Source organism: Gillisella vitis (genome assembly GCF_021559775.1).
GTDB lineage: Bacteria > Pseudomonadota > Alphaproteobacteria > Rhizobiales > Rhizobiaceae > Allorhizobium > Allorhizobium ampelinum.
In genome coordinates this window covers 341,616-365,253 of the sequence record NZ_CP056047.1, presented here as the reverse complement: position 1 = coordinate 365,253, position 23,638 = coordinate 341,616, and the positions used below count along the sequence as shown (strand labels likewise).

Genomic DNA, 23,638 nt, shown 5'->3' with positions numbered 1-23,638 from the left:
GATTATAAAATCATAATTCCAGCATGATGCAAGCGGAGCTGCACAACCGACCTGTTTTTGGCACACTTTATCTTGGTCGATAAGTATCTTGGTCGATAAGTGTCCCTGCACCAAGGTCGCCGTCAACGCACCATGTATACAGGCTGGCATTTCATACCGGTGCCCGAATAGGGGGGATCACCTTCGCCCCTTCTTGTCAGTCGTCCTGCTTCACCCGGTATTCGCCGGTCTTCGGATCCTTGACCAGAGTGGTGACCGCATCGCTGTCGCGCCCACTTCGGCGATGGGCATTAACCGCCTTGCGTTGCGCCACCGACGCCGTCCAGCGCCGGTAATACCATACGGCAAGGCCGATCAGGATGATAAAAAAGAGAATGCGCGTCATGCTGCCTGCTCGCCCACGGATTACTACGTCCGTTGGAAAACCGACAGGACATCCCTCTCCTTTATCAGGTCACCCGCATGTCCGAAAGCCCCGGCTTTCCCAAAAGACAAAGGACATCAAGGATATCTAAAGCCCATAGCGCGCCCAGAGCGCCCGATCTTCCAGCGTCTCCACAAGGCCGGCGGCGGCGGCGCTGCCGATATCACTGGGAGCAGAGAGCGCCGTATCAACCCCCGACAGACGCCTGCCGAACAGGCCGCGCGCACCCGATATCAATTCCAGCCGGGCTGTCTTGCCGTAACGCGCCTTGATCTCCTCGCGCATACTGCCCAGTCCATCGACCAGACCAAGCTCGAAACCCTTGCGGCCCGTCCAGAACAGGCCGGAAAACAGCTCCGGATTGTCGCCAAGCCTGATGCCGCGCCGTGTCTTGACCATGTCGATGAAAACATCGTGAATATCCAGCTGAAGGGTCTTGAGATACTCGATATCGCTCTGTTTTTCCGGTTGGAACGGATCGAGCATCACCTTGTTTTCGCCCGCCGTATAAACGCGCCGCTCAACGCCGATCTTCTTCAGCAACTCGGGAAAGCCGAAACCGCCGGACACGACGCCGATCGAGCCGACAATCGAGGTCGGGTCGGCAATGATTTCGTCGCCGGCAAGGGCGATCATATAGCCGCCGGAGGCTGCCACATCTTCCACGAACACCAGCACGGTCTTGCTGTGTTCATCGGCCAGTGTCCGGATGCGCTGAAAGATCATCCGCGATTGCACCGGCGAGCCGCCCGGCGAATTGAGCGACAGAACCACAGCCGGACTGTCCTTCAACTTGAAGGCTTTTTCCAGAAGTGGTGCGATAGCCGCGAGGTTCAGCGCCGGGCGAAACCGGCTGCCGCCGCTCATGATCGCGCCATGCAGCCGCACGACGGGAATGACGATTTCCTGCTTGCGAAACCGCTTCGGCACCCACCGCTTCCATAGACCCGCCATGCGTCACATCCTTTGCTGTTTCAAACCAAACAGACATGTAAGTCCTGACGGCGCAAACGCAATGGCAGGGGTATTTTTTGCCGGATGATCCCGCCGCAGCGACCTGTCACATCGCCTTGATGTCCAGCCGCGGATAGGCACCTCGGCCATTGTTGAGCGCATCGACCTGCGGCAGGAAGGCATGGCCTTCAGGCCCATGCATGATCAGCGGGCTGCGGAAGGTGAGCCGGGCACGCGAGCCTTTAATCGCCGTCAGCAGCAGGCGGATCGCACTTTCGCCCTCCCTTGGATGGATGAGGGTGATCTCGATGCCGCCAAAGCGTTTGCCGCAGGCAGCGATGATCTCGGCCACCGATTGCGGTCGGGCAATCAGCGACAATTGCCCACCGGGTTTCATGATTGCACCCGCGGTGCGCAGCCAGCGCTCAAACATATCCCCATCCATGGCATGCGCCTCGGCCTTCAGGCTGTCAGGCGTTGTCCGGTCGCGCCCGTCATTGAAGGGTGGGTTCATGATCACATGATCGAAAGCATCGTCCGGCAATCCCGCCGCCCGGCGCGCCCGCCCCGTCAGCGTTACATCCGCCGCGACCAGCTGGACCCGTCCGGCCAGATGGGTGTTCTCCGCCAGGTCGAGGGTCTTTTGTGCAAAGGACAACATGTCAGGGGAGCGCTCGACCAGCGTCACCACGGCCGTCGGCAGACGCGAGGCAACAGCCAAACCCGCGCCACCGGCGCCAGCGCCCAGATCTGCAACCGTGCCACCCTCCCCCACCAACGCTGCCAAGAGCATGGCATCCATGCCAGCGCGATGACCACGGCCTTTTGGTTGCACAAGGAAAAAGCCGCCGCGATGAAAGGCATCGACGGTTTCGTTGATGATATCGGAGGCAGTCCCCTCAAACGCCATGGGCTTCTGTCCCGATCTCGCTTATGCCGTGCCGTCGCGCAATTCTGCGCCAAGACCGGCATCGATCAGGATGCGCCGCGCTTCCTCTGCCCGGCCCGGCTCGACCAGGAAACGGCGTGGCAAAAGCCCGAGCGATCCTTCCAGAATGCTCATCGACTGGTCGGCAATCAGGCTCTCGATACCGGCATCCTTCATCAGGCTCTGGGCAAAGGACAGTAAAACGGCGTCATTGGTGCGAATGAGTTCATGCATGCGATGATGAGTCCTATCAAATCTGCGGGATAGAGAAATTCCGCTCTTGCCGGGTCGCCAACGGCTTTTTATGTTTGTTTGAGCATTATGTCTCGAATTTTCGCGCAAACACCGCTTGATGACGCGACAGTCAGGCAAAAAAACCGTAAGTTGGGTCGAAGCGACGACAATTGCCCGATCCGGTTAGGCCAAATCCGGTTGGGCTAGGCCCGGTTGGGATTGAGATGACATTGAGCCTTGGATATAAGGGGCCAACGCGGTCTTGTGGTGTGTTAATCCACACGCTATCGCAGTCCTGATACAGGAATAAACAGGAGTCCGGACAGTTGGGCGCAGTGATACCGCTTGGTGACAAGAAAAACAAACAGGCCTCGGTGCAACCCCTGGTGGACCTGACCCGCAACGGCATGGAGCGGGTCAATCAACTGATCCTGTCCAAGGCAGGCTCCGATGTCCAGATGATCCCGGAAGTCGCCAATCACCTGATTTCCTCTGGTGGCAAGCGCCTGCGCCCGATGCTGACGCTGGCCTCCGCCGCGATGTTCGGCTATGAAGGCGAAGGCCATATCAAGCTCGCCACCAGCGTCGAATTCATGCACACTGCCACGCTGCTGCACGACGACGTGGTGGATGAGAGCGACCTCAGGCGCGGCAAATCCACCGCCCGGATGATCTGGGGCAACCAGGCCAGTGTGTTGGTCGGCGATTTCCTGCTTGGCCAGGCCTTCCGGATGATGGTCGAAGTCGGCTCGCTGGAAGCGCTGGATGTCTTGTCAACGGCAGCCTCGGTGATTGCCGAGGGCGAAGTGCTTCAGCTTTCGGTCGCCAAGAATATGGAAACCACCGAGGACGACTATCAGGCGGTCATTCGTGCCAAGACGGCGGCGCTGTTTGCCGCCGCTGCCGAGGTCGGTCCTATCGTGGCGGGAACGGACAAGGCCGCGCGCAACGCGCTCAAATCCTACGGCATGAATTTGGGCCTGGCCTTCCAGCTGGTCGATGATGCCCTGGATTACGGCGGCAAGGTCGCCGATCTCGGCAAGAATACCGGTGACGATTTCCGCGAGGGCAAGATCACCCTGCCAGTCATTCTCGCCTACCGGCGCGGCAACGAGGCCGAGCGGGGTTTCTGGCGCGAAGCGCTGGAAGGCGGCAGGCATGACGATGCCAATCTGGAAAAGGCCATGGGGCTGATTACCAAATATAACGGTCTTTCCGATACAGTGGCGCGGGCCATTCACTATGGCGACGTCGCCCGCGATGCCTTGGCGCCGGTGCCTGACGGCGTCTGGAAAGATGCCCTGATGGACGTGATCGATTTCTGCATCGAACGGGTCAGTTAAAACATTTCCAGCCAGACCATGTTGCGGTTTGGCATCTGGAAATACATCCACCAAAGACACCCGGTTTTCTTGAAACGCTGAAATGCTCCGACGTTCCTCCGGAAAACCGGGAGCCATTGCCGCTAACACGTTCCGGGAGGTTTTTATGTCACTTACGCAAAAAAGCCATTCTGTTGCCATCACATTGACTGGTCACGTGGGGGCAAGGCTCTTACATATCATGTTCCGGTCTCAGCGACCTGGCTGGCAGCGAGCCTCGCAGCCTTCTGATTCGCTGGCCTGATGTTGAATTTTCCGATCCGGCCAGAATGGCCGGTGACCCTGGTTGCCCGATCCGGTCGAATGACCGGTGATCTTGGTTGAAAGGCTTCTTCATGCGGCAGATCTTTGCCAAACGCTTCCTCTCGGGCACAGCGCTCCTGCTTCTGGTGTCCTTCAGCGGGGGCGTCCTCCCGTCCTTCCTGGCTCCGCCGGTAGCGATGGCGGCAGAAACGGCAAAACAGCCGGTCGATGGCTTCGATCTTGATGAGGTCGATACTCTGTCCGGCGCGTATCTGGCGGCCCGCACGGCCAATACCGACCGCGATTTCACAACCGCCGTGACCCTTTACGAGAAGGCGCTGCGTTTCGAACCGCAGGATCTGGAAATCCGCGAAAGCCTGATGCTGTCGCTGCTGATGGCTGGCCGCTTCGAGGAAGGCGCGAAATACGCCAACGAGCTGCGCAAGGATCAGGCCGTTGAGCGCATTACTGCCATTGTCCGCGGTCTGGAGGCTATCAAAGGCAAGAAATACCGCACGGCGGAAAAAGTCCTTGCCTATAAGGGGCCGAACGATCTCGACCGGTTGACCAATGCGCTGCTGACCGCCTGGGCGAAAATGGGCGCCGGGCGTGGCAAGGAAGCCCTTGCCGATCTCGACAAGATGAAAGGCCCGGACTGGTACGGCATTTTCAAAAACTACAATGCGGGCGTGATGGCTGCCGCCATTGGCGACGAGACCAAGGCCCGCAGCTATCTGAGCGGCGTTATCACCGACCGCGAGGGCGGCGCGACCGCGCCCGACACGTTCCTGCGGGCTGTCATGGCCCTGGCGACGCTGGAAGCCAAGACCGGCAACAAGCAGAAAGCGCTCGATGCGCTGGCGGCTGGCGACGAAGTGTTGAACAATTATCCGCCCTTCAAGGCGATGCGCGAGCGGATCGAAAAGGGCGAGGTTCCCAAGCCGCAGGCGGCCACCGCCGATGAAGGAGCAGCCTCAGTGCTGTTTTCGATCGGTGGCGCCCTGAACCGCCAGGGAACCCAGGACACCGTTGCGCTCTATCTGCAATTGTCGCGGGCGCTCGATCCCGACAGTGCCGATACGCTGATCATGCTGGGTGGCATTGCCGAGGGCAACAAGCAGACTGATCTGGCCATTTCCTTCTACAAGCAGGTGCCGGCCGAATCGCCGATGCGGCGGATTTCCGAAATGCAGCTGGGTCTGGCGCTGGCCGAAACCGGCAAGGTCGAGGAATCCAAGGCCCATCTCAAATCGCTGATCGCCTCCGATCCGCAGGATATCCGCTCCTATCTGGCCTATGGCAGCGTGCTGTCGGATGCCAAGGACTACACCGAAATGGCCGCCAATTACGACAAGGCAGCGGAGATTCTTGGTTCGGCCCCCGGAAAGAACCAGTGGCCGGTGTTTTTCCAGCGCGGCATTGCCTATGAACGCCTGAAGAAATGGGACCAGGCCGAGCCAAACTTCCGCAAGGCGCTGGAGCTTAATCCCCAGCAGCCACAGGTTCTCAACTATCTCGGCTATTCCTGGGTGGATATGAACCGCAATCTCCAGGAGGGCCTGGAGATGATCAAGAAAGCCGTCGAGCTGAAACCTGATGATGGCTATATCGTCGATTCGCTCGGCTGGGCCTATTATCGGCTGGGCCGATATGACGAGGCGGTCGAGGAATTGGAGCGCGCAGTGCAGCTGAAGGCCGGTGACGCGACGATCAACGACCATCTGGGCGACGCCTATTGGCGGGTTGGCCGCAAACTGGAAGCCACCTTCCAGTGGCGTCAGGTCCTGGCGTTCAAGCCGGAACCTGAGCTGATCGCCACGGTGCAGGAAAAGCTGGAAAAGGGATTGCCTGACCTGCCCGCCGGGCCGGGGGCAGCCGAAGCCACGCCGCCGGTCGCCCCGGCGCCCGCACCCACGCCGCAGACCCCGGACCAACCTGAAAAGAAATCCTGAGTATCGCCGATACCTTGGTTTTCAAGCAGGGCGAGGCAGGAACCCCAATGACCGTATTTCGTGAAATTGCAGCGGCAAAGATCAATCTTGCCCTGCATGTTACGGGAAGGCGGGATGATGGCTACCACCTTCTCGATACGCTCGTGACATTTGCCGAACATGGCGACGTGATCACCGTTGAAACGGCCCGACAGGATGAATTTACCCTGTCGGGGCGCTTTGCAGGCCAGCTTCAGTCGGAGAATCCGGCTGGAAACCTGGTTATTCGGGCGCGGGATCTGTTGCGAACAGCCACTCTGGCCAAGGGCATGCCTGCGCCGCCCGTTGCCCTCTCCTTACAAAAAAATCTGCCAATTGCGTCCGGCATTGGTGGCGGTTCAGCCGATGCCGCAGCCACGCTGAGGGCTTTACAGCGCCTATGGGTCAGCCATCTTGAGCCAGCCGCCCTGGAGGATCTGGCCCTAAAGCTGGGAGCAGATGTGCCGATGTGCCTTGCAAGCACATCCTTGCGCGCCACAGGCATTGGCGAAGCCCTGACACCCCTGCCGGCCTTGCCACGCTTTGGCCTCCTGCTCGGCAATCCGTTGCAGGCGGTGTCCACACCAGCGATCTTCAAGGCGATGACCAGGCGCGACAATCCACCGATTGGCCCGCTGCCAACGCTGATGGACCAAGACCCATGGATAGAGACGCTCCGCCGATTGCGCAATGATCTGCAACCCGCCGCCGAAACCTTGTGTCCGCACATTGCCGAGCTTTCCCGGATGATCGAAGCAACCAGCGCGCTTGTCACCCGGATGTCCGGCTCCGGCGCCACCTGTTTTGGCCTTTACCCCACCTATGACGCTGCATTTGCCGCTGAAAAAGCGCTTCTCACGGCGCGGCCGGATTGGTATTTTCAGGCGAGCCAGACCCTATAGCCTGTCGCGTATTTCGGAATTCACCTGACATGCTATAGACTTGTGTTTTCGCATGTCTTTTCCCGAAGCCTCTGCACGCTTTCGGAAAACATGCTGTATCGGAGACCTCACATGCCCGGACTGGACGAAACACGCGCTTTTATTCCCCTCGGCTTCGCCGTTCTGACGGTGTCGGACAGCAGGACATTGACCGACGACCGCTCTGGCGATGTGCTGGTCGAGCGGATCGAGACGGCTGGGCATCAGCTCATCGACCGCGCCATCGTCCCCGACGATGCCGATCGGATCGCCAACCAAGTGCGCGCCTGGAGCCAATCGCAGGATGTCGACGTGATCATCACCACCGGTGGCACCGGTTTTACCGGTCGGGATGTCACGCCGGAGGCGGTGGAGCCGCTGTTCGACAAGCGGATGGACGGATTTTCCGCCGTGTTTCACCGAATTTCCTATGATAAAATCGGCACCTCGACCATCCAGTCGCGCGCCACAGCCGGGCTTGCCAATGGCACGTTCGTTTTCGTCCTACCCGGCTCTCCCGGTGCCTGCAAGGATGGCTGGGATGGTATTCTCGCGCAACAGTTGGACTATCGCTACCGGCCCTGCAATTTCGTGGAAATCATGCCGCGGCTGGCCGAGCATCTGAAGCGGGACAAGGCGTAAAACGAAACACTGGCTGGGCCAATATGGCAGTAGGCCCATCAACACTATCTAAGCCATAGTGAATTAAGCTGGCAATGTTAAGCCCGTGCCTGGCGGACAGCCCAAGCTGGCACCATTTCACTGGACAGCGCCCTGCCCCTCAGCCCAGCGACCAGATCAGCGAGCTTCATGCCCGTCTTGACCAGGGATTGAGCTTGGCTCTTTCGCAGCAGAAATCCATGTTCCAACGGCGGACCGCGTCGGGTGAAGCGCCGAAAAAATGGACGCTTATGATGCCGTGAGGGTGAAAACCGGGCCGGCGCGCTGTTCAGTGCCACATATTCCGCTACTTCCTCGATCCATCCAGAGGATGGCCGGGCGCCTGGCTCGACCAGGAGCAACCACTCGCCCCTGGCTGCCGCAACCACATCTCGCAAATCCCAGATCATGTGAAATCGGCAGCCCGCTGCATCGGCCAACCGCGACGTCCCATCGCTGGACCCATGATCCAGAACAACCACGTCACAAATAATACCCTGCACCGCCCCGGCGACAAGGGTGGTCAAGGTTTGCGCCAATTCGCTTTCCTGATCGCGGCATTCGATAATAACAGTCAACATGCGTTACTCATACCGCAATGCATCATGCTTTACCACGGGTGAACCGTGCTTGACTGGAATTTGATCGAGGACAGATCGGCAAGTGGATAGAGCAGGACATGCTGTTTTTTACTTCTCATTGCGACGACTTAATATATTTTTTGGTGTATTTTTTATTTTATACAATCCTTGATTACGTTTTCGAGATTGGTATTTTGTTCTTGCATTGTTCTCATTTTAACGCTAGATCTGAGCTCATGAAAGGGCCGGTTGGCTCGTCAGGAGTTCCAAATGACCGTACTGTCTGATGTCAGGCAGGCTGCCTTTCAGCCTGCCAATACGGCGGATATTGCCGACGCGCTACTGGTAACCTCGGGGCTTCGGGTGGATGGCGCACGCAGGCGTGGACGCGGCGCGGGTCTCAATCCCTCCGGGCGTTTCGAGACGCTGGAGCGGCAGTTGGAAGACGATGGCTGGGCAAGTCTCGAAGACATGCCGCCTTTCCGCACCGAAGTCCAGGTGGAGCGGCCAAAGACGGTGATTACCCGCAATGATTCGCCGGACATTCCCTTTGATCGTTCGGTCAATCCGTATCGCGGCTGTGAGCATGGTTGCATCTATTGTTTTGCCCGGCCGAGCCACAGTTATATGGGCCTGTCTCCAGGGCTTGATTTCGAAGCCCGGCTGTTTGCCAAGCCGGATGCGCCGAAGCTGTTGGAGCGCGAACTTTCCAAACCCGGCTACAAGCCCCGCACCATCGCCATCGGTACCAATACCGATCCTTACCAGCCCATCGAGCGGGAATGGCGGATCATGCGGCAATTGCTTGAGGTCTTGAAGGAGGCCAATCATCCGGTTGCCATCGTCACCAAGTCGGCAATGGTGCTACGCGACATCGATATTCTGGCCGATATGGCCGAAAAGGGCCTGGCCAAGGTCGGTATTTCAGTCACCACGCTGGACCGCAAACTGGCCCGGACCATGGAGCCCCGCGCCTCGACTCCAAGCCGTCGGCTGGAGGCGATCAAGGCCCTGAGCGAGGCTGGCATCTCGACAAGCGTCTTGGTGTCGCCGATCATTCCCGCCCTGAATGATCATGAAATTGAGCGTATCCTCGACGCTGCCAAGGCAGCCGGAGCCTCGGAGGCGAGCTATGTCCTGTTGCGCCTGCCGCTGGAGGTCAGCCCGCTGTTTCGTGACTGGCTGCTGCAACATTATCCTGACCGCTATCGCCATGTCATGTCGCTGGTGCGCTCAATGCGCGACGGCAAGGATTACGATGCGGAATTCGGCAAGCGGATGAAAGGCACCGGCCCCTATGCCTGGCAGATCAGCCGCCGTTTCGAGATAGCCACCAAACGTCTCGGCATGGGCCGTCGGAGCATGCAATTGCGCGACGATCTGTTCATCCCGCCTATGGGCAATGGTGTGCAGCTATCGCTGCTGTAACGAACCATTGTTCGGCTTGGCAGCGCGGGCGCAAGAAAGTGAAAGCTTTGGCGTCTCCGCCCCGGACCTCGGACTATCCATCCAACCCGGCACCACGCACATAAATTTCAACCTTCTCTTTCCGAGGCCACACCGCCTACCGCAAGGGCGGCCCTCGGAAATGCCGGAAGCGGTTTCCTTGACCGCTTGTCCGGCGCGGCGTCGCGTCTCGGGTAGAAGGATCGACCCCTTTCGATCCTTCTACATCAAGGCGACGCCGAAGCCTTTTACCAACAGCCATTAACAGTGGCTGTTGGTATTCTGCCGTCTTGTCCATTTGAGATAATATTACTGGCCGCCAAAGCAGGGATGCATGAGGTTCTTCCAACATTGGCAGTTGTCATAGCCTGACCCTACCTATGCTTGTTACGATCTCGGTCCGATGCAATAATGTCGCCATGGCAGGCATGGCTGTCACACTAAGACATGACGCTGTAGCTCTTTATGCCTGTTGCATAATTCTTTCAGCCGATTCTGGTTTCAAGAAGTATGCAACGGGCTTGCAAGCCAGGCGGATGATGTGCGAGGTCTGCCGCATGCCAAAACGTTCTCCATCCGACATGCCCAATCTTTTCACCCTGCCCCAGACCGGGCCGGATTTTTCGCTGGAAGAGAGTTTCAGAGCCAAAGGTTGCTGGCCAGTGGCTGGCACAGATGAGGCCGGACGCGGCCCACTGGCCGGGCCGGTGGTGGCCGCAGCAGTCATTCTCGACCCCGAGGCCATTCCTGATGGTCTCAACGATTCGAAAAAGCTTACCGCTGCCAAACGCGAGGCGCTTTTTATTCAGATCCTGGCAACGGCAACGGTCTCTATCGCCTCTTCAGGCTCCGATCATATCGACCGGCGGGATATTCGCAAAGCCAGCCTCGACGCCATGCGCCGGGCCGCAGCCGGGCTTTCACTCGCCCCCGCCCATCTGCTTTGCGATGGCCGGGACGTTCCCCCAGGCCTAATCTGCGGAGGCACTGCCGTCATCAAAGGCGATGCAAGATCGCTCTCCATTGCCGCCGCATCGATTGTCGCCAAGGTCATGCGAGACCGGATGATGACGCGCGCCGCCCTGGTCTTCCCCCAATACGGATTTGATGCCCATGCGGGCTACGGCACCAAGGTCCACCAGAAAGCCATCGCCGATCATGGTCCCTGCCCCCTTCACCGGATGAGTTTTAGTCCTCTGCGCCTACAGGATGAACGGTGAAGAAATAAGAAGATGTCCGGTACAGATTGCAATGGAGATAATTTCGTTTTTCTTTTCGAAAAACGGATTCGATTGTCGTCTGAGTAACACTGCCAACACCCGAACATAAAAAAGCCGGGCTTAACCCGGCTTTCAATTCATCCTTGATGAACAATCTCAGTTCAGACGGCTTTTCACTTCGCTTACAGACGAATTAAACAGGCCTGACTGCAACTGGGCGTCGACTTTCTGCTTCAACAGGATCTCTGCAGCCGAGATTGCAAGATCGACAGCAGCTGAGCGAACCGCATTGATGGCGTCGGTTTCGGCCTGCTTGATCTTCTGTTCCGACAGCGCATTGCGGCGCTGAACGAATTCCTCGGTCTTCTGACGGGCTTCTTCCGTCAGGGCGGCTGCTTCGCGCTCGGCGGCAGCAACGATGGCCTGAGCTTCCGCTTCAGCCTGTTTGCGCTTGGCACGATATTCCGCCAACAATTGCTGGGCTTCTTCCCGCAGGCGCTTGGCTTCCGCCAATTCGTCACGGATATTGTCTGCACGTGCATCCAGCGACTTAGCCATCATGCCCGGGACTTTGAGATAGGCAATCAGTGCCAGAAACAGCACCAGGCCAACAAAAGCGAAGAAAGTTGCATCATATTGCATCGGCTCAGCCCCTCTTGCCAGCGGCAACAGCCGATTGCGCATCTGCTACGGTGACATTTGCACCGGTCAGCTGCTCAACGATGACGGCAACGGTTTCCGTGGCAATCGTATCGACCTCGGCAAAAGCCTTGGTCTTGATTGCTGCAATGCTAGCTTCCGCCGCAGCAACCTTGCTGGACAGCTCAGCCTCGACAGCAGCGCGGTCGGCGGCAGCCTTGGCCTTGGCGGCTTCCCGCGCGGCAGAGGCGATCTGGTTGCCCTTCGCCTTAGCGGCGGTCAATTCTTTTTCATAGGTCTCGACTTCGGCATCCGCTTCCGCCTTCAGGCGGCTGGCCTCATCGATATCCTTGGCGATCCGGTCGTGACGATTTTCGAGGATACCGCCGACGCGTGGCACGATGACCCGCTGCATCAGAATGTAGAACAGGCCAAAGGTGATGACCAGCCACAACAGCTGCGATGGGAAGGTAGAATGGTCGAAGGGCGGAAATACGCCTCGTCCATGTCCGGCTTCCGCGGGAACGCCGGTTTCCGTGTGGGTCTCAGCCGTTGCCGGGACTTCCTCGGCATAGGCGGGGGTAACGAACATACTCGCCTCCAGTATCCTGCTAATACAAAAGATCACGGCCGACATCGAAGGCCGGCCGTGATCCTGAATTGCGCTGAAATCAGACAGCGAACAGGAGCAGGAGGGCTACGAGCAGCGAGAAGATGCCCAGAGCTTCCGTAACGGCGAAGCCGAATACCAGACGGCCGAACTGGCTGTCAGCGGCAGACGGGTTGCGCAGTGCGCCCGACAGGTAGCTGCCGAAAATGTTGCCAAGGCCGAGAGCCGTGCCGGCCATGCCAAAGCAAGCCAGACCTGCGCCGATGAACTTTGCTGCTTCCGCTTCCATGAGAGTACTCCTTTGAAATGGTTATTGCGGCGAATGACTGACGCTTGTTACGCCAATGTCGATATCCTTAGTGCCCACCGGGATGGATTGCGTCGTTCAGGTACATGCAAGTCAGTACCGCGAAGACGTAAGCCTGAAGGAAGGCAACCAGGAACTCCAGACCGGTCAGTGCGACGGTCATAGCGAGAGGAAGGAGCGCGCCACCGACGCCAAGGGCGCCAAGGCTGCCAAGCGAGGCAACGAAGCCCGCAAACACCTTCAATGTGATGTGGCCTGCCAGCATATTGGCAAACAACCGGATCGACAGAGAAATCGGGCGCGACAGAAACGAGATCACCTCGATCGGCACCACGAGTAACAAGAGAGCGCCAGGGACGCCAGAGGGCACGAACAAATTGAGGAAGCCAAGGCCGTGCTTATAGAAACCGTAGACCAACACCGTGCCGATCACAAAAATCGCCAACGCAAAGGTGACGACGATCTGGCTGGTAATGGTGAAGAAATAGGGCATCATGCCGAGAAGGTTCGCGGTCAACACGAACATGAAAAGCGAGAACACCATGGGGAAGAATTTCATCCCGTGGCTGCCCGCCCCTTCCCGCAGCATCGACGCCACGAATTCATAGGACATTTCCGCGACCGACTGCGCCCGACCGGGAATCAGGCCGCGATTGGATGTGGCGAAATAGAGGAAGCCAGCTGCGCAGGCCACCGTCGCCACCATGAACAGCGAGGCGTTGGTGAACGAGAAATCAATGCCGCCAATCTCGATCGGAACAATCTTGTGGATCTGGAACTGATGGGTCGGATCGTTTGACACCTGGTGATCTCTCTCGCTTTTGCCACCCTCAGGCAGCGTTCCTTACCTCGTCCGCCGGATGCCAGGCATCCGCCGTGTTATTTCCCTTTGCCGTCCGAGCTGCGATCCGCAGGATGGGGCGAAGCCACCTTTCCTGCCGCACGCAACACGTTCAGCACACCGGCGCAAAACCCCAACAGCAGGAGGACGATAAGCCCCCAAGGCGAGGTTCCCGCAAAATGATCGATCAGGAAACCCAGAATGATACCGACGATGATGGCGGAAAGGAATTCGCTGGAGAGCTTCATGGCCTGGGCATAACCTTTTCGGCTTGCCTGCGCCCGCTCGTCCTGTGCGGCCTCTTCCCCCGTCCGCAGATCCTTCGCAGCCAGCTTGGCTCCGAGATGGCTGCGACGCCGTTCCAATTCTCTTTCCTGATCGTCCATGCGCCCTCCCCGTCCGATCCCAGTCCGGCTGCTAAAGCCTTGTCCGAGTATGCAAACAGCTCGGATTTACACATGGTCCGACCGGTTCTTAATTTGGCCGCACCATAATTTTGCGAGCTTTGATAGTCAAGGCATTGCCAAGGGTTGTTTCACGACAAATTAACCGAATAAAATCAGTTCCTTAGACGAAATTTTCGAATTCCCCACAGAAAGTGGCATTAAAAAGCCGCGTTCCGGGCGGTGAATTCCCGGAATCGGTGCGGCTTTGCGGCGATGCCCGTCACGCGAAACACCGCCACAAATAACGATCAGATGATCACATGCGAGCCAAGCTCGACGACGCGATTGGCCGGAAGCCGGAAGTAATCCGAGGGGTCGGTTGCCGAATTGGCCAGCGCGATGAACAGCCTGTCCTGCCAGTTTGGCATGCCTGCCTTGGCGTCCGGCACCAGCTTGCGGCGGCCGAGATAGAAGGAGGTGGACATGATGTCGAATTTCAGCCCGCCCTTGCGCAGCTTGGCCAGCGCCTGCGAGACATTCTGCTGTTCCATATAGCCGAAGCGGATCTCTACCCGGCTGAACCGCTCCGAGAGGCTCTCGGCCACGAAGCGTTCCGCTTCGCTGGCGCGGGGCCGGTTGACGGTCTTGATGGTCAGGATGATGTTTTTCTCATGCAGAACGTGATTGTGCTTAAGATTATGCAGCAGGGCAGCAGGCGCCGTTTCCGGGTCGCTGGTCAAAAAGATTGCCGTGCCCGGCACGCAGACCGGAGCATGCTCGCTCTTGCGCTCCACCGAGGAAATGAACGAGGACAGCGGAATATCGGCATGGCGGGTCTTGGCAAACAGGATGGCCGTGCCGCGCCGCCAGGTCCACATGACGATGGTAAAGCCAGCCGCAAACAGCACCGGAATATAGCCGCCATCGTGGATCTTCAGCAGGTTGGCGCCAAGGAAAACCGTTTCCAGAGCCAGAAGCGGCACAATCACCAACAGCGCCACGAAAACCGACCATTTCCACTTCTTGCGCACGAATTCAAACGCCATGATTGTCGTGACGACCATGGCGCCGGTGACGGAAATACCATAGGCGGTCGCGAGTGCATCGGAGCTTTCAAACAGTAGCACCAGGCTGAGAACGCCGAGTAGCAGCAGCGTGTTGACGGCAGGAAGATAGATCTGTCCGGTGTTGGTTTCCGAGGTGAACAGGATTTCCATGCGCGGCAGGAAGCCGAGATGGATGGCCTGGCGCACCATGGAAAACGCCCCTGTTATCACCGCCTGGCTGGCAATGACCGTGGCCGCCGTCGCCAGGATGATGACCGGCAGGATGGCCCAGCTTGGGAACATCAGATAGAAGGGGTCCGATGCCATCGCCGGGTCCTTCAGCACCAGCGCGCCCTGGCCCAGATAGTTCAGCACCAAGGCCGGAAACACCAGCACGAACCACGCCCACTGGATCGGACGACGGCCAAAGTGGCCAAGGTCGGCATAGAGTGCTTCGGCGCCGGTGACGGTCAGGAAGACCGCGCCCAGCACGACGAAACCGAGAAACTTTTCCTGAAACAGGAAGGTCACGGCATGAATCGGATTGAAGGCCCGGAAAATCGCCGGATCGTCGAAAATATGGCCGATACCGCCTGCCGCCATCACCAGGAACCAGACCACGGTGATCGGCCCGAAGAAATTGGCAACCGCGCCCGTACCACGCGATTGGACGGCAAACAACATGATCAGGATGACCACCGAGATCGGCACGATGAAGCCGGAGGATTGCGGCGCCACCAGTTTCAAGCCTTCCACCGCCGACAGAACTGACAGCGCAGGCGTGATCATGGCATCGCCCAGAAACAGCGCTGCGCCGACCAGGCCCAACACCATCAGGACAACGGTATGACGCCCCGCCGATTTGCTGAGCAAGGCCAGCAGCGACAGGGTGCCGCCTTCGCCGTCATTGTCGGCGCGCAGCAGAAACAGCACATATTTCAGCGTGACGATGATCGTCAGCGTCCAGACGATCAGCGAAGTCAGGCCGATCACCTCAAAACGGGTAATGCCGTCATGGGCAATCGGCTTCAGCGCCTCGCGAAACGCATAGAGCGGGCTTGTGCCGATATCGCCGTAGACGACGCCGACCGAACCGAGCGCCAGCAGCATCAGACTGCGCAGGTCTTTCTTTTCAGCCGGTGCGGCGTGGGTGTTTTCCTGGGACATCAATCTTACAGGCTCTCAGAGCCAGCCTTTCGAGCGGAAGAACAGGAAGGGAATGATCGCAGACAGAACCATGACGATCAGAGCAAATGGGTAGCCAAGCAGCCACGTCAACTCCGGCATGACCTGAAAGTTCATTCCATAGATGGAAGCGACCAGCGTCGGCGGCAAAAACACCACCGATGCAATCGAGAAAATCTTGATGATCGAATTCTGTTCGACATTGATCAGGCCAAGCGAGGCATCGAGCATGAAACTGATATTGCTGGCGATGAAACCGGCATGTTCGGACAGGGATTGAATATCGTGAGAAATGACCTTGCACAGATCACGCGGCTCACCACTCGTCTTGAACGGCTCCACCGACAGCAGGAAGGACGACAACCGCGACAGGGATGCAAGACTATCGCGCGTCTTGCTGACAAGCCGGTGATGGCTGGCGATATCGAACAGCCGGTCTTCCAGGAATCGCGCCGCGCGGCGCTTGGTCCGGCTGCGATCGACGAAAACATCGCCGGACAGCGCATCGACCCGCATACCGGCAATTTCCAGGATTTCGGCGGTGCGATCGACCACCGTTTCCAAAAGTCGCGCCAGCATGACGGCGTTGGAGGTGCAATGGGCATGATTGCGGCTGAGGGCCGCAGTAAACAGGCCAAAGGCGCGGGGCTCGGCGTAGCGCACGGTAACCAGCCGGCCACCGCCCAGAATGAAGGCGACATCGGCCAGATGCGGCAGGTCCGATTCGGCCTTGCAGAGCAGCGATGCGGTCATGTAAACGCCATGATCGTCCATATACAATCGGCTGGACGGCTCGATATCCTTGAGGTCGTCACGGGTGGGAAGCGGCAGGCCCAGCAAGCGCTCGGCCAAAGCCTCCTCGGTCCTGTCAGGATTGAGAAGATCGAGCCATAGAACATCTTTGTCCAGCACCGCTGGCGCATCGCTGGGCAGGATCATATCCGCCGTCCCGTCACACCTGTAAGCTTTGATCAAACGTTCGACACCTTTGCCCGATGACGGACATCGCCGCCAGCCGCAGCACTCCCATGGACACCCATGAAAACCTGCGATGATTTACCCTTGCCGGCATGCATAAGGACCATCCCGCCGCCGCAAGACTGTTGCCTGCCCATGATCCATGCTCAGCGGGCAAGCAATAGCACCTGCCGTCAGGATGGCAAGGGCAATTGCGCGCAGGCATTTGATCCTGATCAATGCAACCTGAGGAAACATCACCTACAAAGCATCCGCCAGGGTAGCGAGATCCTGTTGCATTTCCGCCGGAACCCTACAACCGTGCGGTCCGCCGTTGCAGTATCAATCTGCAACGGCGGCTCTATCCTGTGCTGATCTCATTCAAAGGTAATGGTCGGCGCCTGTCTTGTTGAATGCCGTTCGACCTCGCGCCAGACGCGGGTGGCGATCTCACGATACACCAGCGCCTGGGGGCTCTCCGGCTCGGAAACCACGACAGGGGTTCCGGCATCGGAATGCTCGCGGATGGAAATGGTCAACGGCACTTCACCCAGGAATGGCGCACCAATGGCTTCGGCTTCGGCCTTCGCACCGCCATGACCGAAAATATCGTAACGAGCGCCGGTATCGGGAGCGATGAAATAGCTCATGTTCTCGATGACGCCGAGCACCGGCACTTCGACCTTCTTGAACATGTTGATACCCTTGCGGGCATCGATCAGCGCCAGATCCTGCGGGGTCGAGACGATCACCGCACCGCTCAACGGCACCTGCTGGGCCATGGTCAATTGCGCATCGCCCGTACCCGGCGGCATATCGACCACCAGCACGTCAAGCTCGCCCCAGGCCACTTCGCGCAACATCTGCATCAGCGCCGATTGCACCATCGGGCCGCGCCAGATCATCGCGGTGCCCTCATCCACCAGAAAGCCGATGGACATCGCCTTCAGGCCATAATTTTCCATAGGCACGATAATGCGCCCGTCGATCTGCTGCGGTCGCCCGGAAATGCCAAGCAGGCGCGGCATGGACGGACCATAGACATCGGCATCGAGAATGCCGACCTTCAGGCCATTGGCCAGCAAGGCCAGCGCCAGATTGACCGCCGTGGTGGATTTGCCGACGCCACCCTTGCCGGAAGCCACCGCGATGATGGCGCCGATGCCGGGAATACCGGCCTTGGCCGGGCGGGCCGGCTGGCTTGGGGCCGGTGCATGAGAATGCCCGTGTGAATGGGAATGCAAGTGGGAAGGATTGGGTGCCGAGGGTGCAGGTGGCGTTGACGGCGATCCGGCCTTGCGCTCGGCTGTCAGGCTGACAAGCGCTCCCTTGACGCCGGCAAGCGCCTTGACACTGCGCTCCGCCGCCTGGCGCAAAGGCTCCAACTCCCGGGCGCGCTCAGCCGGAACATTAATGGAGAGATAGACCTTGGCGTCGGAAATGAACACGTCCGATACCATGCCGAGATCGACAATATTGCCCTCGAGATCGGGGCCGCGCACGGTCTTCAAGGCTTCAAGAACAGTGTTTTTATCGAGCGTCATGGATCCGCTTCCTTGGTGAAGGCCGGGACACTCGACTGGAAATTGTCCGCGCCCGACGAAACGTGTGAGTGACGCTCAAATAAGGTTTTATCGCCTGCAACGGAAGAGCCAAAAACAAACGCCGCCAAAACCATTGCCCTGAGGCACGGTTAAGGCGGCGTTTTGTGAGGGCGATTTCCAGACCGCCCTTCTCCAAGTCCCCTCTGGACCCTGTTGCTGTATTGAAAGCACAAACCGTGCCAACTCGAAAGATTGGGCTTTTCACTCGGTAAATCCTGTCAAATCACTGGAGATGCCGCCAATTGGCTGAAGAAATCACCACAATCCAGCCGCGCCATTCCGGCAATTGCTTAAAAAACAGCCGCGCCACCGCTTTGAGCGCTCACGTCATAGGGTTTCTGTGCTGCAATCTCAATTTCTCGGAACCGCTAGTGGTCCGATTCCGACATTTGCATCCGTTTGCAGCACCCTCGAGAGCAAATGTCGGAATCGTCAGGACCACGAGCAAGTCTCTGTTTCTAGTGGAATTTAAGAATTTGACATTTGATCCTCGAGGGTGCCGCAAGGGGGATATCAAATGTCAAATTCATTCCACTAGCGAAGCGGCAAGATAATCATCAAGCCGGTCAGGGTCGAAGACCCGTCCATCGAAAAATCCGTCCGGCCCAAGCAGCAAACGGCCATTGCTGGCGCCGACATAATCGGCTGCTGCCATCGCCCCCTCCACCTTGATATTGGCGCCTGGCATGGCGGCGAAGACCGGCCTGAGGGCGCGGCGATAAAGATCCGGGCGATAGGTTTCGAGCACCGTGGCAATCCGCTCGCGGGCATGGACAACGTGACCGCCAAGCACCATCTGGCTATAAAACCACAGGGCATGGCTGGCCCAGGGGAAATTGGCGGCCTTGCGCTCCAGCACCAGAAAATCCTCAAGCGGCTGAACCTCTCCCGGCGCGGTTACCAGATCGCCGGTCAGGCCGGGTAACAAAAGCCGGCCTTCGACACCGAGATAGCGGGGGGCCGCCATGATACCGGCCAGTTCCTCGGTATTGCCGGGATTGCCGCACCATTGCGCGGCGCGGTAAAGCGCTCGGATCAGCGCATCGAGCGCGGCGGGATTGTTCTCGCCCCACTGCCTGCTAATGCCGAGAACCTTGTCCGGACCGCCGCGCCAGATAGCAGCGGTCGCAGCAACAATGCGTCCGACCTGCCGGTCCACTGCGACACTGCTCCACGGTTCCGCCGCGCAAAATCCGTCGAGCACGCCCGCGCCAAGCCCATCCGCCATCAGCGGCGATGGCAATGAGACCATTTCGACCTCACTGCCGCAGTCCAGATTGCAGGCAGCAAGCCAGTAGCGCAGATAATAGGCCTGGCTGGAATGGGTATCGCCGACGGCAATCCGCAAAGGCGGCAGGGACTTAGCGCGGCGTTCCTCCACCACTCGTTTCAGTGCAGCGCCCGCCGCCGTCGGCTCCAGAAGGTGGCTTTCCCAGCCTGCCCGTTGCATGGCTGTTGCAAGCGCATTCGACACAGTAAACGCGCCGCCACCCAAATTGAGGGCCATGGGGACCAGCAGAGCGGGGCCCAGCGGCGAAAACCCGAGATTGGCTGCCAGCGCAAAGGGGGCCGGCAGGTGCGCGCCATCGAAATGGCCGACCGTCAGGCGGTCGCGGATCTGAGCCCAGGAAGTTTCGCGCACCAGGCGCAGGGTCAGGCCTTCGTCGGAGGCAAAGCCTTTTTCCACCGCAGCCACCAGCGGGGCGCTATCGAGACATGGCATGTAGCCAAGAGTGACATGCAAAGAGATGTGCTGACCCATTGCAGCATACATGCCGCAAACCGCCGCCTCAGGCAAGTTGCACCTGCCGGAGAAGGCCGTCCTTCGGATGCATTATTCAAGACATCGAAGATGTCTCACGCATTCCTATTTGATCAGGCCTATTTGATCAGGCTCAACCGTAGCGCCTTCGCGACCGCCTGGGTGCGGTTCACGGTATCCAGCTTGCGGGTGGCGCGGTTGAGATAATGATTGATCGTATGTTCTGACAGGCCCATGATCTCAGCGATTTCAACGGAGGTCTTGCCCGCCGCCGTCCAGGTCAGACATTCGATCTCGCGCTCCGTCAGCGTTTCGGTGACCCGTGCATCCAGTTCGCGAATTTCGGCAAGTCGGTTGAACACATGCCCGGCCAGATAGTGCAGCAGCACCATGTCAACGAAGGAAAAGGCTGGCATTTCACCGCAAATATTGACAGCGCCCCGGTTGCCATGGGCATCATGAACCGGAAAACAGGCGCCGCGCGGCATGCCAAACCGCAAAAACAGGTCCGTCGCCAGCTCGACAGTCTTGGGATCGCGTTCACGGGCGACCACATGCACATCGAAAACAACAGGTATAGAGGTGTTGCGCAACCGGTTGAACATCGGGCTGGACGACAGCAGGGACGCCATGTCGTATTCGCTGAGAAAATCAGCAGGCCAGTTGGTGATGACCGAGCTGCCGGTCAAAGTTTTTGCACCAGCCGAAGGCACATTCATGACCATGAAACCCTTGGCGCCGAAAAAGTCAGTCAACCGCTTCATCAGCCTGAAAACGTCAAACTGGGTCTTATAGCCACTTAATTCGCGCACATAGCGTTCTGCCGTCGCAAATTTCGAGGCCGCATCTTCGGCAACCATTGCCATATGGACCAGATCGTCACCCATCGATAAAAAGCCTTGTTCTCTTTACATATCGCGACCGCGTCGCAACCCGTTGCAGACCTGCTATAGCCGGACATTGCGAAAATTGAATGCCGACTGCATTCCGGCAGTTACAGCCAAAAACATTGATAACTAAAAAAGCCAGTCCTGAATAATTTAACGAAGCCCTCTATCCATTCACTTATCTTCCGGCCATTCATTTATTTTCCGGTCATTTATTTAAGTCCTGCCGTAACAGAAAAAGGCTCCCGGTCTTATCGTTTGGCGATAACGATGCCCACCCGAACGCAATTGCCCATCCTATAGATCGACCATCCTGCCAATACCAAGGGCTGAAACCAGGTTTTTAGAAAATTCTATCGTCTAAGCCGCGAAATAGGCCAACGCCACAAAACAGGTTCGCACATCAAGTATTCCCTGTTTTGCTTGCGCGACGTTGACCAATACGACGGCCATGCCGGCCTGGATGTGAAACCGCCGTCATCGCACGCAGTTTATTTTGCCTGGCATTGCCATTCGTACCAAATCGGCTGTCGTGGAACCATCCGAGCGGCTCGAATCGCGTTCTCTGCGGTCTAGATGAAACGCGATTGGCAAAACCGGTTTCCACTTTCCCTGGAAGGCACTACAGCGCCGTGCGCCCTATATGGCGGCAAAGATTCGCTGTAGTGCTTTATATCCGCTGCATAATTTCTCCTTAAATCGATTCCGATTTCAAAAATTATGCAGTAGACAAGAGAGCCACAGCGATTGGATGAAGGAGACCATCTTGCAAACAGCGTATTCCAGCACCGTCCTGGTCGATACCCGCCTGCATCTGGGTGAAGGCCCGACCTATGACGTCGCGCGTGACACCGCCTGGTGGTTCGACATTCTCGGCAAGGGGCTGATCGAGCATCGGTTTGCCACGGGCGAAACGATCCGCCACGATCTGCCGATGATGGCCAGCGCGTTGGCGACAATCGATGCTGAACGCCAGATTCTGGCGACAGAACAGGGTATTTTCATCCGCGCCATTGCCAGCGGCGAACTGACTTTGCTGACCGCGCTGGAACCGGAACGGCCCGGCAATCGCTCCAATGACGGGCGGGTCCATCCTTGCGGCGCGCTATGGATCGGCACGATGGGCAAGACGGCAGCCGATGGGGCTGGTGCGATCTATCATGTGGCGGGCGACAAGGTGACCCGTCTTTATGATAGCATCAGCATTCCCAACGCTATCTGTTTTTCGCCGGATGGAAGCCTCGGTTACTATGTCGACACGCGGGTCAATACGCTGATGAAGGTCAGTCTCGATCCGGCAACCGGCCTTCCGACCGGGACGCCATCCGTCCATATCGACGGACGCGGCAAGGATGGTGGCATCGACGGTGCGGTCTGCGATGCCGAGGGCGGCTTGTGGAATGCCCGTTGGGGCGTTGGCGCCGTCGATAACTACGATAGAACAGGACAGCACCTGGCGCGCTACCGGCTTCCCGCTGCCCAAACCACCTGCCCGGCCTTTATCGGTGCCAAGGCCGACCGCCTGTTGGTCACCTCCGCCACCGAAGGGCTCGACGCCGATGGCCTGGCCGCAGATCCCCATGGTGGCAAGACCTTCGTCCTCGATATCGCGGTCAAGGGCAGACAAGAGCCAAGCTTCCGCTTGTAAAGCCCAGCCTCACACTCCTCAACCCTTGGTCTTTGAACGAGGCGCGCCCCAACTCATTTTTATGCCTAAAGTTCCGTCAATTTGCAGAAATAAAATGCAGAATATTATCGGAACTCCTGCCTCTTTCGGGCATTTCACTACCGAGCCGAGCAGAGAGCCAGTCACTCACGCTCATGAAAACACACTTTTCATGAGCGACTAGCTCTCCCTCAGTCCGACACGAAACAAAGACCGAAAGGCAGGTTTAAGATGAACAAGACCCTTAATTTTGTAGCAGCAACCGTACTCATGGGTTCCACTGTTGTCGCGCCAATGGCCTTTGCGCAGAGTGCAACGACACCAGCAACGCCCGGCACCACCACAACTGCTCCAAGCACCGGCACCGCCCCTGCAATGACCACGCCTGGCGCGTCGGCTGCCATGGATACCTATCTGACCCAGCAGGGCAGCGACCAGTTGGCCGCATCCAACTATGTCGGCCAGAACGTCTATGCTGGTGACAAGAGCATCGGTGAGATCAAGGATCTGATCATGCAGCAGAATGGCGGCCTTGTCGCAGCTGTGATCGGCGTTGGTGGCTTCTTGGGCATCGGCGAAAAGAATGTCGCCGTTCCCGTTAGCAAGATTACAGTGACCCGTGATGCGCAGAATGCAGACAAGCTGCGTCTGACAACGACGGAAACGGCTGAGACGCTGAAGTCCGCTCCGGAATTCAAGACGCTGGAAGAGCAGAAGGCCGATTCAGGCACCACTGCCTCCACGCCGGCAACCGTTACCAAGTAAGCATTTCACAGTGGCCCCACA

At 58.3% G+C, this 23,638-nt stretch carries 23 protein-coding genes; 8 read left to right on the top strand and 15 right to left on the bottom strand.

All coding sequences use genetic code 11. The annotated features are described in order from the left end of the window. Positions 1-196 precede the first annotated feature (196 nt). The 4 genes from AVCG78_RS01670 to AVCG78_RS01655 form a co-directional block, all read right to left on the bottom strand. Complete coding sequence (locus tag AVCG78_RS01670; protein ID WP_041696273.1) at positions 197-385, bottom strand: hypothetical protein; 189 nt, start codon at positions 383-385, stop codon at positions 197-199. A gap of 126 nt (positions 386-511) precedes the next feature. Next, on the bottom strand, positions 512-1,378 hold the full coding sequence (locus AVCG78_RS01665; protein WP_071202506.1) for a S49 family peptidase: 867 nt from the start codon (positions 1,376-1,378) through the stop codon (positions 512-514). Positions 1,379-1,484: 106 nt separating this feature from the next. Further along, positions 1,485-2,288, bottom strand: coding sequence for a tRNA1(Val) (adenine(37)-N6)-methyltransferase (locus AVCG78_RS01660; protein ID WP_071202504.1), 804 nt, complete (start codon positions 2,286-2,288; stop codon positions 1,485-1,487). A 21-nt stretch (positions 2,289-2,309) separates the two neighbouring features. Next, positions 2,310-2,540, bottom strand: coding sequence for a putative signal transducing protein (locus AVCG78_RS01655; RefSeq protein WP_071202502.1), 231 nt, complete (start codon positions 2,538-2,540; stop codon positions 2,310-2,312). Positions 2,541-2,866: 326 nt separating this feature from the next. Here AVCG78_RS01655 and AVCG78_RS01650 point away from each other — a divergent pair, with 326 nt between their 5' ends. The 4 genes from AVCG78_RS01650 to moaB all read left to right on the top strand — a co-directional run bounded on the left by AVCG78_RS01650 (position 2,867) and on the right by moaB (position 7,697). Beyond that, positions 2,867-3,883 (top strand): polyprenyl synthetase family protein, encoded by a 1,017-nt coding sequence (locus tag AVCG78_RS01650; RefSeq protein WP_015915086.1) that lies wholly within the window; start codon positions 2,867-2,869, stop codon positions 3,881-3,883. Positions 3,884-4,257: 374 nt separating this feature from the next. Beyond that, positions 4,258-6,117 (top strand): tetratricopeptide repeat protein, encoded by a 1,860-nt coding sequence (locus AVCG78_RS01645; RefSeq protein ID WP_071584979.1) that lies wholly within the window; start codon positions 4,258-4,260, stop codon positions 6,115-6,117. Between the two features lie 47 nt (positions 6,118-6,164). Further along, on the top strand, positions 6,165-7,037 hold the full coding sequence (locus tag AVCG78_RS01640; RefSeq protein ID WP_071202498.1) for a 4-(cytidine 5'-diphospho)-2-C-methyl-D-erythritol kinase: 873 nt from the start codon (positions 6,165-6,167) through the stop codon (positions 7,035-7,037). A 111-nt stretch (positions 7,038-7,148) separates the two neighbouring features. Next, positions 7,149-7,697 (top strand): molybdenum cofactor biosynthesis protein B, encoded by a 549-nt coding sequence (gene moaB / locus AVCG78_RS01635; RefSeq protein ID WP_071202496.1) that lies wholly within the window; start codon positions 7,149-7,151, stop codon positions 7,695-7,697. 77 nt (positions 7,698-7,774) lie between these two features. Here moaB and AVCG78_RS01630 read toward each other — a convergent pair whose 3' ends face one another. Next, positions 7,775-8,296, bottom strand: a complete 522-nt coding sequence (locus AVCG78_RS01630; RefSeq protein WP_071202494.1) for a glycosyltransferase family 2 protein — start codon at positions 8,294-8,296, stop codon at positions 7,775-7,777. Between the two features lie 270 nt (positions 8,297-8,566). Between AVCG78_RS01630 and AVCG78_RS01625 the strand changes: the two genes are divergently transcribed. Together AVCG78_RS01625 and AVCG78_RS01620 are read left to right on the top strand one after the other, a co-directional pair. Then, the gene (locus AVCG78_RS01625; protein ID WP_071202492.1) at positions 8,567-9,724 is read left to right on the top strand and encodes a PA0069 family radical SAM protein; all 1,158 of its coding nucleotides are present in this window, start codon (positions 8,567-8,569) and stop codon (positions 9,722-9,724) included. Positions 9,725-10,281: 557 nt separating this feature from the next. Beyond that, positions 10,282-10,962, top strand: a complete 681-nt coding sequence (locus AVCG78_RS01620) for a ribonuclease HII (protein WP_071584978.1) — start codon at positions 10,282-10,284, stop codon at positions 10,960-10,962. 156 nt (positions 10,963-11,118) lie between these two features. Here the strand turns inward: AVCG78_RS01620 and AVCG78_RS01615 are convergent, their stop codons facing one another. The 10 genes from AVCG78_RS01615 to AVCG78_RS01570 form a co-directional block, all read right to left on the bottom strand. Continuing rightward, positions 11,119-11,604, bottom strand: coding sequence for a F0F1 ATP synthase subunit B (locus AVCG78_RS01615; RefSeq protein WP_071202488.1), 486 nt, complete (start codon positions 11,602-11,604; stop codon positions 11,119-11,121). A 4-nt stretch (positions 11,605-11,608) separates the two neighbouring features. Further along, positions 11,609-12,193: a F0F1 ATP synthase subunit B gene (locus AVCG78_RS01610; RefSeq protein WP_071584976.1), complete on the bottom strand. Its 585-nt coding sequence runs from the start codon at positions 12,191-12,193 to the stop codon at positions 11,609-11,611. Positions 12,194-12,272: 79 nt separating this feature from the next. After that, complete coding sequence (locus tag AVCG78_RS01605) at positions 12,273-12,500, bottom strand: F0F1 ATP synthase subunit C (RefSeq protein ID WP_003588243.1); 228 nt, start codon at positions 12,498-12,500, stop codon at positions 12,273-12,275. A 67-nt stretch (positions 12,501-12,567) separates the two neighbouring features. Then, complete coding sequence (locus AVCG78_RS01600) at positions 12,568-13,320, bottom strand: F0F1 ATP synthase subunit A (RefSeq protein WP_015915077.1); 753 nt, start codon at positions 13,318-13,320, stop codon at positions 12,568-12,570. 77 nt (positions 13,321-13,397) lie between these two features. Continuing rightward, positions 13,398-13,745: an AtpZ/AtpI family protein gene (locus tag AVCG78_RS01595; protein WP_015915076.1), complete on the bottom strand. Its 348-nt coding sequence runs from the start codon at positions 13,743-13,745 to the stop codon at positions 13,398-13,400. Positions 13,746-14,053: 308 nt separating this feature from the next. After that, a complete protein-coding gene (locus tag AVCG78_RS01590; RefSeq protein WP_071202484.1) occupies positions 14,054-15,958 on the bottom strand; it encodes a potassium transporter Kup in 1,905 nt (634 codons plus the stop codon). 15 nt (positions 15,959-15,973) lie between these two features. Next, a complete protein-coding gene (locus tag AVCG78_RS01585) occupies positions 15,974-16,951 on the bottom strand; it encodes a magnesium transporter CorA family protein (RefSeq protein ID WP_060719157.1) in 978 nt (325 codons plus the stop codon). A 359-nt stretch (positions 16,952-17,310) separates the two neighbouring features. Further along, on the bottom strand, positions 17,311-18,477 hold the full coding sequence (gene apbC / locus AVCG78_RS01580) for an iron-sulfur cluster carrier protein ApbC (RefSeq protein ID WP_071202482.1): 1,167 nt from the start codon (positions 18,475-18,477) through the stop codon (positions 17,311-17,313). 586 nt (positions 18,478-19,063) lie between these two features. Further along, positions 19,064-20,311 (bottom strand): CmpA/NrtA family ABC transporter substrate-binding protein, encoded by a 1,248-nt coding sequence (locus AVCG78_RS01575; RefSeq protein WP_234665094.1) that lies wholly within the window; start codon positions 20,309-20,311, stop codon positions 19,064-19,066. Positions 20,312-20,418: 107 nt separating this feature from the next. Beyond that, on the bottom strand, positions 20,419-21,159 hold the full coding sequence (locus AVCG78_RS01570) for a LuxR family transcriptional regulator (protein WP_409065487.1): 741 nt from the start codon (positions 21,157-21,159) through the stop codon (positions 20,419-20,421). A gap of 778 nt (positions 21,160-21,937) precedes the next feature. Here AVCG78_RS01570 and AVCG78_RS01565 point away from each other — a divergent pair. Further along, positions 21,938-22,834 (top strand): SMP-30/gluconolactonase/LRE family protein, encoded by an 897-nt coding sequence (locus AVCG78_RS01565; RefSeq protein ID WP_071202479.1) that lies wholly within the window; start codon positions 21,938-21,940, stop codon positions 22,832-22,834. Between the two features lie 249 nt (positions 22,835-23,083). Then, complete coding sequence (locus AVCG78_RS01560; RefSeq protein WP_071202477.1) at positions 23,084-23,617, top strand: PRC-barrel domain-containing protein; 534 nt, start codon at positions 23,084-23,086, stop codon at positions 23,615-23,617. Positions 23,618-23,638 lie beyond the last annotated feature (21 nt).